Origin of the sequence: Bradyrhizobium nivariense (assembly GCF_029846695.2) — a bacterium.
In the GTDB taxonomy this organism is placed as follows: Bacteria; Pseudomonadota; Alphaproteobacteria; order Rhizobiales; family Xanthobacteraceae; genus Bradyrhizobium.
On the sequence record NZ_JARWCR020000004.1, the window covers coordinates 190,704 to 203,877 of the forward strand.

11 protein-coding genes and 1 tRNA gene are annotated in these 13,174 nt (G+C 57.9%); 8 read left to right on the forward strand and 4 right to left on the reverse strand.

Annotated features, from left to right (window positions below; all coding sequences use genetic code 11):
• Positions 1 to 135 precede the first annotated feature (135 nt).
• Positions 136 to 690 (reverse strand): peroxiredoxin, encoded by a 555-nt coding sequence (locus QCM77_RS05670; RefSeq protein ID WP_279682383.1) that lies wholly within the window; start codon positions 688 to 690, stop codon positions 136 to 138.
• A 536-nt stretch (positions 691 to 1,226) separates the two neighbouring features.
• Here QCM77_RS05670 and nifH point away from each other — a divergent pair.
• From nifH to QCM77_RS05705, 7 genes are all read left to right on the forward strand, one after another.
• A complete protein-coding gene (gene nifH, locus QCM77_RS05675) occupies positions 1,227 to 2,117 on the forward strand; it encodes a nitrogenase iron protein (protein WP_279682290.1) in 891 nt (296 codons plus the stop codon).
• Between the two features lie 66 nt (positions 2,118 to 2,183).
• The gene (locus QCM77_RS05680; RefSeq protein WP_279682292.1) at positions 2,184 to 2,951 is read left to right on the forward strand and encodes a nitrogen fixation protein NifQ; all 768 of its coding nucleotides are present in this window, start codon (positions 2,184 to 2,186) and stop codon (positions 2,949 to 2,951) included.
• A 282-nt stretch (positions 2,952 to 3,233) separates the two neighbouring features.
• Positions 3,234 to 3,566, forward strand: coding sequence for a nitrogenase stabilizing/protective protein NifW (nifW, locus tag QCM77_RS05685; RefSeq protein ID WP_279682294.1), 333 nt, complete (start codon positions 3,234 to 3,236; stop codon positions 3,564 to 3,566).
• A 1,110-nt stretch (positions 3,567 to 4,676) separates the two neighbouring features.
• Positions 4,677 to 5,792 (forward strand): electron transfer flavoprotein subunit alpha/FixB family protein, encoded by a 1,116-nt coding sequence (locus QCM77_RS05690; protein ID WP_462804294.1) that lies wholly within the window; start codon positions 4,677 to 4,679, stop codon positions 5,790 to 5,792.
• Positions 5,793 to 5,802: 10 nt separating this feature from the next.
• Positions 5,803 to 7,110, forward strand: coding sequence for an FAD-binding protein (locus QCM77_RS05695; RefSeq protein ID WP_279682298.1), 1,308 nt, complete (start codon positions 5,803 to 5,805; stop codon positions 7,108 to 7,110).
• 41 nt (positions 7,111 to 7,151) lie between these two features.
• On the forward strand, positions 7,152 to 7,448 hold the full coding sequence (locus QCM77_RS05700) for a ferredoxin family protein (protein ID WP_279682385.1): 297 nt from the start codon (positions 7,152 to 7,154) through the stop codon (positions 7,446 to 7,448).
• Positions 7,449 to 7,690: 242 nt separating this feature from the next.
• Positions 7,691 to 8,218, forward strand: coding sequence for a hypothetical protein (locus QCM77_RS05705; protein WP_279682300.1), 528 nt, complete (start codon positions 7,691 to 7,693; stop codon positions 8,216 to 8,218).
• An 815-nt stretch (positions 8,219 to 9,033) separates the two neighbouring features.
• Here the strand turns inward: QCM77_RS05705 and QCM77_RS05710 are convergent.
• Positions 9,034 to 9,744: an SPASM domain-containing protein gene (locus tag QCM77_RS05710; RefSeq protein ID WP_279682302.1), complete on the reverse strand. Its 711-nt coding sequence runs from the start codon at positions 9,742 to 9,744 to the stop codon at positions 9,034 to 9,036.
• A 1,769-nt stretch (positions 9,745 to 11,513) separates the two neighbouring features.
• Between QCM77_RS05710 and QCM77_RS05715 the strand changes: the two genes are divergently transcribed.
• Positions 11,514 to 11,578 (forward strand) — tRNA-Glu (locus tag QCM77_RS05715).
• A gap of 336 nt (positions 11,579 to 11,914) precedes the next feature.
• On the opposite strand, the gene QCM77_RS05720 is transcribed toward QCM77_RS05715, so the two are convergent.
• Both QCM77_RS05720 and QCM77_RS05725 read right to left on the reverse strand, forming a co-directional pair.
• Positions 11,915 to 12,805 (reverse strand): ImmA/IrrE family metallo-endopeptidase, encoded by an 891-nt coding sequence (locus QCM77_RS05720; RefSeq protein WP_279682303.1) that lies wholly within the window; start codon positions 12,803 to 12,805, stop codon positions 11,915 to 11,917.
• The gene (locus QCM77_RS05725; protein WP_279682305.1) at positions 12,802 to 13,119 is read right to left on the reverse strand and encodes a helix-turn-helix domain-containing protein; all 318 of its coding nucleotides are present in this window, start codon (positions 13,117 to 13,119) and stop codon (positions 12,802 to 12,804) included. The genes QCM77_RS05720 and QCM77_RS05725 overlap by 4 nt, the downstream gene beginning before the upstream one ends.
• Positions 13,120 to 13,174: the final 55 nt, after the last annotated feature.

Here is a 13,174-nt window from a genome sequence, read left to right on the forward strand (position 1 = left end):
AGCTCGGCGACGGCCGGTGCGATGTGGTTCTGCCGGCTAGGGGTTCTAGGAAATAGCCTCCATGTAGACGGTACCGAGTCTGATGTCCTTCGAATGCGGGAGCTGCTCCTTCAACTGCACGATCAACATGTTGCCTCAGGCAATTTTAAGCGTATCGCCATCGATCTCCCGGTTGCAAGGGCAGAGCTCGTGAGTCTGTATCGCATCCAGAACGCGTAGCGTGTCCTTTGGGCTCCGGCCGACATTGAGGCTTGTCGCATAGACATGCTGGATCGTGTTCTCAGGATCGACGATGAAGGTGTAGCGATGCGCGATGCCATCACGCGAGCGCACTCCAAGGCCATCGACCAGCGCGCCCTTGGAGTCGGCAAACTGCCAGATCGATAGACGGTGCAGGTCCTTGTGCTCACGCCGCCAGGCGAGCTTGCAGAACTCGCTATCGGTCGAGCCACCAAGTACGACTGCATTGCGATCGGCGAAATCCTTGGAAAGGCGGGCAAACTCTGCGATTTCGGTTGGGCAGACGAATGTAAAATCCTTCGGATAAAAGAAGATGACTTTCCATTTGCCTGGGAAGCTCCTCTCAGTCAGCGTCTCGAAGGCGCTCTGCCCGTTCTCCTGGTGCTGGTGAAAGCCGGGCTTCACGCCTGTGATGTCGAACGGCGGCAACTTACTTCCAATTCCAGACATATTGTCCTCACAACAACATCGCGTCACGCGCAAACTGCGTTCCGGGACTAGTAAAGCAAGCGATATGCCACCCCATCAGACGGCAAGTACCCACCGTGCCGGTCATGAAACATTCGCCTTCGATGGCGGTGTCCTCGAACCCGATCTCGCACTGTATGATCTCCTCAATCGCCTTGGGCTAAGGCCCGGCGTTCCCCGTTCTGCGCCCTTTCGCCGGGCGCTGGTAATGGAACAAACGCGCCAAGGCTTTGTCCGGTTTCTGTCAAAGCCCTTGCGGCTGTCGCATCCGCCACGGCATCCGGTCTCGGACGCCGCGCGATTAGTCGAGCATGGTCAGGCGCTTGACGCACCTTCGAACGAAATGGCACGCCGGTTGCTAAATGAATGCAGCAACAACGAGTGAGGGCTGAGGGCACGCCGACGCCGATGGCGAGCGATGGCCTCCTTCCCGAAACCCGTGTGCCCACGTTTCTGAGAGAGAAACAGCCTCGCGCGTTCGGCGCGAAAAAGTTGGCAATCGGTTGATGGAGAGCAACATGTCTTCGCTGAGACAAATCGCGTTTTATGGCAAGGGTGGCATCGGTAAATCGACGACGTCGCAAAATACGCTGGCGGCCCTTGCTGAGCTGGGCCAAAAGATTCTGATCGTCGGTTGTGATCCCAAAGCAGACTCGACCCGCCTTATCCTGCACGCCAAAGCGCAGGACACCATTCTGAGCCTGGCGGCGAATGCCGGCAGCGTCGAGGACCTCGAAATCGAGGACGTCATCAAGCTCGGCTACAAGGACATTCGATGCGTCGAGTCCGGCGGTCCGGAGCCGGGGGTCGGGTGCGCCGGAAGAGGCGTGATCACTTCCATTAACTTTCTGGAGGAAAATGGCGCCTATGAGAACATCGACTACGTCTCTTACGACGTGCTCGGCGACGTCGTCTGCGGCGGCTTCGCGATGCCTATCCGCGAAAACAAGGCACAGGAAATCTACATCGTGATGTCCGGCGAGATGATGGCGATGTATGCCGCCAACAACATCTCCAAGGGTATTCTGAAGTATGCGAATTCCGGCGGCGTGCGCCTCGGCGGCCTGATCTGCAACGAGCGGCAGACCGACAAGGAGCTGGAGCTTGCAGATGCTCTTGCCAAGAAGCTCGGCAGCAAGCTGATCTACTTCGTGCCGCGCGACAACGTCGTTCAGCACGCGGAGCTGCGCCGCATGACGGTGCTGGAGTACGCGCCAGATTCCAAGCAGGCGGATCACTATCGCAATCTCGCGACCAAGATCCACAATAATGCTGGACAAGGCGCTATCCCGACGCCAATCAGCATGGACGAGCTCGAGGATATGCTCATGGAGCACGGCATCATCAAGCCCGTCGACGAGAGCTTGGTCGGCAAGACCGCCGCCGAGCTCGCCGCTGTTTCGGCATAATTCATGTTGTCGGCCTTCTCGATCCGGGAAGGCCGACATCGTCCACTCAGATGCTGGGGGACCCTCATGATTGGTACACAAAGGAAATTGGCCGATACGGTGTTACCTCCTCTATCGGCAGCTCACGTCGCCGAGCAGCGCGATGGAAGTAAGCTCTACGGCCTTCTGACTGGCAGCCATCCAACAGAAGTCGACATCAGCGATAATTACGATTTCGATCGCCATGTGCTCGCTTGCGTTCTCGCCGCATCCGCTATGGATGGCGGCCAACTTCCCGAACGGGCTGGCCTGACTAACCAGGAGCTCAATGCGCTCCTAGTGCAATACTTCCCGTCCAGCCCGGTCAGAAGGTGTACTTGGCGCGAACAGCCCGCGTTAGCGTCTCCTGACGAGACAATTATGGTGCGCGACCTCCTGCTTGCGCAACGCTCCACCCATAGCGAGGTCGGCGGCTGGTTGGCGACGATGATCGCGCGGCGCGCCATGGAGCCCAATCACTTGTGGGAAGATCTCGGTTTGCGGAAGCGGGACGAATTGTCCCGCCTCCTGACGCGCCATTTCGGGCCGTTAGCGGCTCGCAACTCCAAGAAGATGCGCTGGAAGCGTTTCTTCTATCGCATGCTATGCGAAGATGACGGTCTGGTGATGTGTACTACGCCGGTCTGCACGGAATGCAATGATTTTGATCTTTGCTTCGGCGAGGAGAGCGGAGAGAGCCGGATGGCAGGACGACGGCGTGATCATCTGCGTCGTCGCGATGACTCCGTTGAAAAGACCGGCTTACCTACCAAGCGCTGGACCCGCGATTGCTTGGCCGCTCCCACCGCATTGTGATTGGCAAGCATTCAGGGCTTGCCGCGATCACTTCGCTGTTGTCCGGTTGCAGCTATCGATAACCGCCGAGCAAACGGAACCATCATCGCGCGCGTCCGCAAGCATGCCACGAGCACAAAGGCCGGTTGCCCAGCAACGGTGGTGGCAAGCTGGCGCGATATTCACGAGGGCTCCCTCGTCAACGGCGGGTGATCGGTTGGTCAGCCATGCGCGCCGCGCGATCAGGTTGAAACATTCGGCCCGGATGGTTTCTGGGCGCGGATCTCTAGATGGAGGTTGAGAATGATGACGGACGGCATCCTTTCGCAATTGCAGAAGGCCTCGGCAGCAGAGGAGTTTTTTGCACTGCTCGGCGTCGAGTACGACGAGAAGATCATCAACGTGGCGCGGCTTCACATCCTGCGTCGCATGGGTCAATATCTTGCGGGTGAGGAGTTGACCGGTGCATCCGATCCTGACATCGCCTTGCGTTGTAAGGCTACGCTTGAGCGCGCCTATGCCGACTTCGTTACGTCTTCCCCGATCGAACAGCGCGTGTTCAAGGTCCTCAAGGATGCGGCAGCGCCACAACCGAATGAGCATCGAGCATTGGTCCAGCTCGGTTCCTTGGAGTGAATCGAGTTTATATCTCGTGCTCTGGACCGTGAATGTCCGGAGCTGACAGCCCTAGGGCTTCCAATTCAAACGGAAGTTGCGGGTGGCCTCGTGGATCCGCAGCTTTAACACTCATCCGCTCTCCTTTGCCAATCACGACTGAGCGCTGGTTTGTCCATCCTTTCAAGCTGCTGCCGATGGCGCACCTATCTCCTCCAATGTACGCCGGCAGCGGAAGCGCACATTTGGCGAGGAAAGCCCACCAGATTCGGATGACTGCCTTGTGTCGCATTCCGGACACGCCTCGACTCGGTTATCGAATGGTCCGCTCGTCGTGAGCGGCAGCCAACCCAATTTCCTTCAGCAAGAGTCTGTATTGGCGCCCAACTTTAATCGCCTACGCAATTGGTACGACAATTGCTGACATATGCTCAGCCAGTCTGGAGAAGCGCATGCACATCTTGGTCCGCATCGATGTTGGTTTTGATGTCGCGCAGGTTCGCGCGCGCTGCCTGTCGGCACCGTGATGCGTCGCGACGCCAAAGCGATGGCCGCATATTCCGACCCGGCTCAGCTGAAAGCTGCGCTTGATCCGCGCCAAAGGTTCGTCGACGAAATCACCCCCGTCGGCCGATCCATGGCCGAGGTTTCGCGGGGGCAGTCCTTGCTCTCCAGCGCCGGTCGCGCGGCGCCGTTGACGGGGGGGGGTGACCCCGGCGCTCGCGCCCTCGCCAAGAGTTGCGGACTTGCCGCTGCGATCGGCGAGAGATCGAGCGCATTCGGAGCAATGGATCGCGTTTTCACAGGCAAGCACGCAGCGGATAATGATATCAGCCGAGCCTCCGCCATATCCTCGATCCGTTCCAGCTCGGTTGCATCTCGAAGATGAGGGGGACCAATCGATCAGCTCGCGTGAGCGGCGTGGAGAACCCGAGACGCGTGCTTCCGGGCTCGTCGACACATCGAGCAATGTCTGTCTCGGCCCCGCGCTGCTGGCAGGCGGTGCCGACTGAATGGCGGCGGGCACCCGGCCGAACTTTTGACTGAAGCAATCCTCAAGCACGAATTCAAAGCTGGGGGCGGAGCGCGCTCCGCTGGCGAACCGCTACTGAACAACGGATGGGAGTACAGATGATGAGCACCGCACCCAAAAGCGCAGCTCCGGCCGCGGGTGGTGGTCGCGCAGCGACCAAGAGGGAGCTACCCGAACGATTTAAGGCGTATAAGCACGTCTGGGTCTTCATCGAGCAGGAACGCGGGGTTGTGCACCCCGTCTCCTGGGAGCTGATGGGTGCCGGCCGCCGGCTCGCTGACAAGCTCAACGTCGACCTCGCCGCGGTTGTCATCGGCCCGGTCGGGGAGACAACGGAGCAGGCGGTCGCCGAATCCTTCTGCTACGGCGCCGACCTCGCCTATATCGTCGCGGACCATCTCTTGGCCGACTATCGCAATGAATCTTATACCAAGGCCCTGTCAGAGCTGGTCAATACGTACAAGCCGGAAATCCTACTCCTAGGGGCAACTACACTCGGCCGGGATCTCGCCGGCTCAGTGGCCACCACACTGCTCACCGGCCTAACTGCCGACTGCACCGAGCTCGATGTCGATCCCGACGGCTCGCTTGCAGCGACGCGGCCGACGTTTGGCGGTTCACTGCTGTGCACGATCTACACACTCAACTATCGTCCACAGATGGCAACCGTCCGCCCGCGCGTGATGCCGATGCCCGAGCGCGTGACGGGGGCCGTCTGGCGCGTCATCGCGCATCCGCTCGGGCTTGTAGAAGAAGATATCGTCACAAAAGTCCTCTCGTTCCTGCCGGACCGCGATTCCAAAAAGTCCAACCTTGCCTATGCGGACGTGGTCGTCGCTGGAGGGCTCGGTCTGGGATCGCCTGAGAACTTCCAGCTGGTACAGCAACTTGCCGACGTGCTTGGCGCCGAATACGGCTGTTCGCGGCCGCTGGTCCAAAAGGGCTGGGTCACCTCGGAGCGACAAATCGGCCAGACTGGGAAAACCATTAGGCCAAAGCTTTACATCGCGGCCGGCATTTCCGGGGCGATCCAGCATCGCGTCGGAGTTGAGGGTGGCGACCTCATCGTTGCCATCAATACCGACAAGAACGCCCCGATCTTCGACTTCGCCCATATCGGTATCGTCACCGACGCGATTCGACTGTTGCCGGCATTGACCTCTGCATTCCGCGCGCGGCTGTCGCCGCACTCGCACGACCGCATCGCCGGCTAGGGAGCTTGTTATGATCGAGGAAAAATTCGATGCGATCGTCGTGGGTGCTGGCATGGGCGGGAATGCGGCGGCGCTTACGATGGCCCAGCGTGGCCTGAAAGTGCTTCAGCTGGAGCGCGGCGAGTATTCGGGGTCGAAGAATGTGCAAGGAGCCATCCTCTATGCCGATATGCTGGAGAAGCTGATCCCGGATTTCCGCGAGGATGCACCGCTTGAGCGGCATCTGGTCGAGCAGCGCTTCTGGATCATGGACGAGCGTTCGCACACGGGGCTTCACTATCGCTCCGATGATTTCAATGAGGAGAAGCCGAACCGCTACACCATCATCCGCGCTCAGTTCGATAAATGGTTCTCGCAGAAGGTCCGCGAGGCCGGCGCCACGGTGCTGTGCGAGACCACGGTGACCGAGCTCCTCCAGGATTCACATGGGCGGGTAGTCGGGGTGCGCACAGACCGCGATGGCGGTGAAATCCATGCAGATGTCGTCGTGCTGGCCGAGGGGGTGAACGGAGTGCTCGGGACGGGTGCGGGGTTAAGAGGACGGCCGAAGCCGGATAAGGTGGCACTCGCGGTCAAGGAGATGCATTTCCTGTCGCGCGAGACAATCGATGCTCGCTTCAGTCTCAAAGGCGACGAGGGGCTCGTCATCGAAGCTGTCGGAACCATCTCCCGCGGCATGACCGGCATGGGCTTCATCTATTCCAACAAGGAATGCATCTCGCTCGGTATTGGCTGTCTTGTTGCCGATTTCCAGCGTACCGGCGAGACGCCCTACGGCTTGCTCGAGGGTTTCAAGCGTCACCCCTCCGTTGCGCCGCTGATCGAGGGTTCGGAAGTAAAGGAATATTCCGCGCACTTGATCCCCGAAGGTGGGTACAAGGCGATCCCGCAGCTTTGTGGTGAGGGCTGGGTCGTCGTCGGGGACGCCGCCCAGCTCAACAACGCCATCCATCGCGAGGGGTCCAATCTGGCGATGACGTCGGGCCGTATCGCGGCGGAAGCGATCTGTCTTATCAGATCGCGAAAGGATCCGATGACGGCGAAGAATCTTTCGCTTTACAAAAAAATGCTGAATGACTCCTTCGTAATCAAGGACCTGAAGAAGTACAAGGATATGCCGGCACTGTTGCATACCCACTCGCAGAACTTCTTTCTCACATATCCGCAGCTCTTCTCGAAGGCGATGCAGGATTACGTGCGCGTCGACGGCACACCAAAGCTCGAGAAAGAGAAGCTGACGCTGAACTCGTTCATCAAGGCGCGATCGTGGAGTGGACTGTTCAGCGATGCCGTCCGCATTGCCCGGGCCTGGCGCTGATCACGAAGCAAAGATAACGACGATTGACGGAGCCAGAATCAATGCCGTGCGAGCCATCCCAACGTGTCGAGGACAAACTATTCTACAACCGTTATCTTGTTGATTCCGGCCGCGCCCATATCAAGGTGCGGCCGCACACCACGCCATCGTCGCAGCTGCTATCGATGCTGAAGGCTTGCCCAGCACGGTGCTACGATCTCAACGATAAGGGTCATGTTGAGGTTACAGTCGACGGGTGTCTCGAGTGCGGCACCTGCCGGGTGATTTGCGAAGGAAGCGGTGATATCAAGTGGAGCTACCCACGGGGCGGTTACGGTGTGCTATTCAAGTTTGGTTGAAGCTTCAGGGGAGCGCCTGACTTTGGCAGGATGCGGCGTTGTCGCGATGCAACGAGATGCGCGGGACTCGAGATTTCACCCGGGCACATTCAATCGGGGCCACGGGCAGGCCCTTGCATGGTGGACAACCGCAGCTTCCCAGCTTCCCCCATGATATTCCCGAAGACAGCCGAATCGAGCGGATCCAAAACAAGGGCGCGACGCATTGTATCGCGGGGATATATCGCCGGCCGGAGAGCATTATGATGATTCGAGTACAAAAGAGCAGGGCAGCCGCTAACGCGCGGGGAGCAGAGGTAGGCCGTGAGAGTTCGGTTGTCGACATCCAGGCATGCATAGCCGAACTGAGAAGCTTGCCGCGCGAGAAGCTCGCGGATGCGGTGTTCATGCTCTCGATGAATGCAAGACGGCAGGGCGAGTTGATCCGACAGGCGATCGAGAAGCGCGCCGAGGTCGACTTGGACTTTGATCCGCCGGCGAATGCGGATTTGGCGACCTATCTCGCCAATGATGCGGTCTCGACCTTACGCCACCACGTTGTTGACCTTCCGGACTTGCTGGACTTCTTGGTTCAGCAAGCGCCTGACGTCTGCTTCACCGTCCATCGGGAGGAGGCCGTTTTGCTGCTCGCCGCAATCATTCGCGAACAGCGGCTCGAAGGAGTCCTTGAAGGCCTCAGGCTCGCCGGGCTGCTGAATGAGCCAGCGAAGGATCGTCATGCCGGGATCGGTTCGAACGCGGACTTGAGGGGAGCCGCCGACGGCGTGTGAGTGTTCAGGGCGCTTTGAGGACAGTCCCTGCAGAGGGTCAAAACCGCGTCGAAAGTCGCGGCGTAGTTCCTTTGTCCTCCGTTTGACGTTTATCCCGACGCGGAGCCGCTATGCACGCCCGGTCGCAGTCCCCGGCCGCGTCAAGCTCGGGTCTTTATAGTGAGCACAAGATCACAAGATCCGCAGTTCTGAGCTTTCTTGCTCAGTTGCAGCACGCGCGGTGCGCTGCTGGCGGATCACGGAACCGTTCGTTAACAGCCTAGCAAGGGAAATCACGGCAGAAGGCCAAGCAGCGGCGAGGCGGACGCCGCTTTTCCGCAGATGGCAGGCCTGCCGGGCGCAAGTTGATCCATGTTTACCTTAGCGTCCGGTTTGGCGCCACGTCCTCCCGACCATGCTCAAAGGAGTAAGATGGTCTCAAACTCTCGTAAGCGCGAACGGCGCAAGACACAAAGTCGCGAGCTCGGCAGGAACGATGCCATCTCGGCCCTGATTCTTGGAAACCAGGGACTCGCGGTTATGCCAAGACGCCGCCTTTTGAGTTCGAGAGAGAGCGGCATTCGCCTCAGAAGAATGATGGGGTTCTCCAGGGCCTGACAAGACAAGGGCGTGGCACGGAAACAACAATCAGATTCCGCCGGGTAGCCCAGGCGACCTCCAGCAGACCGGCGACCCACAAAATGCTCCAGGCCATGGCGACCCTCCGTTTATGGCAGGGTCGTGCCCGCGGCTGATGTAATGATGAGCTGCAGGCCGACCTTCGCCAGGGCTCGCGATTCGCTTCGATCAGGCAGCGGCCTAACTGCTCTCAAAGATCAGCTCTCCGACGTTGTTGGTTCAGCGAATTCACACGATCGACAAAGCAGAAAGCCGTCCGTTCCGTTCATGCGATCGGCAATGTTACGAAAAGTCGCCCCTTCGAAGAGATCCTTGTACCTGTCGCGCAGGAGGTTGCCCAAGACGTGTCGTCGGTCAAAATCCATGCAGCAGAAAGTAACATCGCCGTTTGGGAGAAGAACATTACGATATTGCCGTTCGTCAGGACATGTCAGTCTTCCAACGATTGGCTGTCGTGCTTCAACCATCTCAAGCTCGCCGCTGCCAGCCCTCCTGCGCGGCGGACGCAAGCGGACCAGCGCTTCGTCAGGAATGATGTCGACAAGTTCGGGATGAACCTCGCCCATGACTATGAAGAGCAGTGATGAAATGTCGGCGTCGACAAGTTGGCGCATCAAATCGACATAGTTGCGCCTGACGAGACCGCTATCCATGTACGTGCCGTCATCAACAACCTGCACCAGGAAAACGCCGAACTGCAGCGCACGTAAGCGTCTTAGATCCTGCCCATTCATTCCGGCCAGGGTTGTGAAAATCCGAATTCCATGGCCACGCGCGTAGGCATGCTCAACCATTTCGGTGCAAGCCGGATTGAGCCAAGGCTGCGAATACCCGGAAAAGCTGATGTCGACAGCTGCTGGTACGCTCCCCAGGCATCGCTTGAAATCTTGCAGAGAAAGATGCTTCACGTCGGATCTCGCTCTTTGCCGTTCAGCAAACCTGTCCTGCGAGCAATAAGAACACCCGACGACACAGCCCGTTGTCGTACTTATCTCCAAGACCCTGCCGCCAGCGACTGCAGAGCGCAGCTCCTGTAGCGTCATCGATTTGATATTATCCACTTCCGCGCTTCCCCGTTTGCAATAAGTGATCTTGAGGGTGACCGTCGAGCTGTATCCCTCATGCCAGTTCGCTCATGCATCATTTTCGTTCGTCGCCCATCAGCGCGACACGGCACCGCTGCAAGCGCGCTTGCGAAAGATGAAGAAAGCGCCACGGCTCTCTCCCGCCTAGTCCAGCAGGATCGGGCGCTGCCGTGTGCGCTTGCATCGATTGATTTGGTCTAACGTCTCGTTTACTTCAACAAGCATCACTCATGCCAGGCGGTGCTTTCCGTAAGTCGACACGTTCGCGATGAATGTCGTCCCAATTGCGGCAACCGAGGCGCAGCTCAGCGCGATCGATAGAGTACAATATGACCTTACGTACGATTCAAGCTCTTTCGGAAATGAGTTGAATTGCGGGTTTCTATGAAATGTGACGGCGTTGCCGCTGCCCCGAGCACCACGTCATCGTGATCGTGGTGGTCGGAATCCGCCGCGCGACGTTGGGATTGCGATTGCGAGTGCCCTCGGCCGCAGTCGACAACCGAAAATCTCCATCGTGCCTTCATGCAGCAAATCGAGAATTTCAACGGTCGAAAACGCAGTGAACATAGGAGTGAGCTGGCGCTATTTGCGCGACTTGGGCTAAATAGCCAACCTCGATTCCGACTGTGCTCAAGCGAAAAGATGGTCGCTATGGCCCGTGAATTACCGCATTCAGATTACACACTTGAAATCGATAGGCGACTCGAGACTGAATTAGCGACGGGAGACGGGACCAAAACTGGCGCGCGAGCTGAAGAAGCGGTTTCCCATGCTTCGAGTCAGAATCTATGACGCGCAAACCAAGACTCGAGAGGACGTCTAGCTAGGGCGATCGATCGCAGCCACCGACCTGCTGGCTTCATACCGACAAAATGGCGTTTGAGATCTACATCGAGGCCACCACGGCAAACCAGGCCGGCGGCGGCATTGGTAGTACAAGCTTGCCCACCCGAAAGAAGAACAACGCATTGGACGTATCTGCTCCGCATCTGTCGCGAGCCATCCGTCGATTTGCGATCGATTGGTTTCACGCGCCGGGAAGCGCTCTTGCATTCATCATCGACACTTGCCGGCTATGTGTGTGGCCTCAAGCGCGAAAATATCATGATCGGGGTGATGATCTCGTCATCGGGCTTGACCACAGGCTGTTCACAAATTCCGGGGAAGCAGAGTCCCTCGGTCTTCTCTTTCCAGCCTGTTACGCGGCGCATCGCTGCGGCATGTCCTCCAATCGCGGCCCGGAACCTAAATCGCATGGGAAAAGAGCGTTCTATAGCTGCTGCTCGGATGATCCGCTAGACAACGCGCTGTCGTCTCGACCCCACGGCGATTACTGTGGGGGCGCTTTTTGCGCTCCTGGGTATAGTGCTCTGATCTCACTGGTGGACCGAGTCGGACGCGACCTGCAACCAGACCGTTATGAGCGGCAGGATAGAGAATGCGATTGTTGATTTTGCTGCGGTTTCGTCTGCGTTCCATCGCGTTTGTTGCGTTCCCGTGAGGTCGTTTCTGGTGCGAAATTGGTGCGGTCACGCCTGCTCGTGCAGACGAGCCGTGATTGACTTCTATAGGACTCGTTTCAGATACTCGCTGAGTGGATCGACCTTGCCCTCTCAAGGCTGAAACAGGGGTTCGATTCCCCTAGGGAGCGCCATCAAATCAAATAGTTAGCGTACTGACAGAACTGGGTGTCCAGTTTGTGTCTCGCTGAATTTGCAATTCTCGTATTCAACGCACGCGTCCGGCAAAATTGTTGGATGATCTTGGCTGCGCAATGGTGGAGAACCTCGGTCAGATCGAGGCGTCCAGCAGTGATCACGCCGTCTCTTGCCTCTGCTGCCCCCATGCAGTCTTTTGCGGTCGGTCAGGAGTCAATATCCGGCGCCGATATTCTTTCGTTCGCGGATCGGTATTAGAGCAGCCGGATGACGAACGAGAGATGATCGCGGTCGTGAAGTATTGACCGAGCCCAAGCATCACGGCGCAGGCCTTATCGGCGTTCTGAAAACTTCTCGAAAGTATCCATCAATTCGGGCTCGGCGCTCGGCTGGTAGCGGTATTCCTTCGCAAGATGCAGCAACGTGAGAGTCAAATCATATCGGTTCGACCTAACCGAAATCTCCTCCGTCACCTCGGGGAACCATACTCCCGGAGGATGGGTGCCGATCGCACGGCCAGCCCCGTCGAATTGTTCACGAACGGCTAGACTCCCCGCTGGAAGCATAAATGTCTGCTTGGCGGTGCGAATAAACCGCCCTGACCTAAATGCCGCATCGCTCGCCTTTGACCAAATGGCTCCGCCATCGCGCGAAACGACCAGGATTGCGCGGCGCTCGGTGTATTCAAGCCATCGCATGATAGCAGCAACGAGTGAAACTCCGTAGCGCTCGGCGCACGCACTCAATTCATCTACGCCCGGCTTGTCGGTCGATGACACCCGCTTTCTGAAATCGTCGAACGGCATGAGCAAATACGCGGCAAACTCGTCGGCTTCCTTCTCGATGCCAATGCCGGCGCGCTGGATGACGACTTTGTCGTCACACTCGATCCCGTCGGGCAGCAAATGCCTATGAGCCAAGTAGTGGCCGAATTCGTGCCCCGTCGTAAATCTTATACGTCCTGGGGATACGTTTGCATTGTTGTAGATTATGGCCCATCCGTCGCGCGGCTCGCCCAGCGGATATAAGGCGCCCTCAAATCCGGGGAGGTTACCCCCCTTGATGGCCTTGAGAGGATCCTTTGGAAAGCGGCTTGCCGACACCTCCATCGCAAGTTTTTCGACGTCGACCGGAAATCGCTCGTCGCCGAGAACTGCGCGCAGCAAGTGGGTCAATTCGGTTGCCCACTTTTTATGACCGATGACCGCGCCGACGTCAGTCATTTCTTGATCATCAGATCCAACATCTGCCTGACTTTATCCTTGGTTGCGGGATCCACCGTCCGGTATTTGCGATAGAAGGCGAGATCCTGTGCGGTCTCCTTCTTCTGATCCTTTTCATCCATCAGATAATCGCTGGTCACGCCAAGTGCCGCAGCAATCCTTGCTATTTTTTCCGCCGATGGTCTTGGCGGATTCTTGTTCTCGAGCTCCCAAATGTAGCTCTTCGACGACTCAGTCTTGTCGGCCAGTTGGTCGAGCGTGAGCCCATTTTCCTTCCGGAGAGCTCGGATCTTTTCTCCGAACGTTTGCGCCATCTCATTTTTCTCCAAGCGATTCAACGAATTAAATAAGTTCAGAGTAGCGATACCA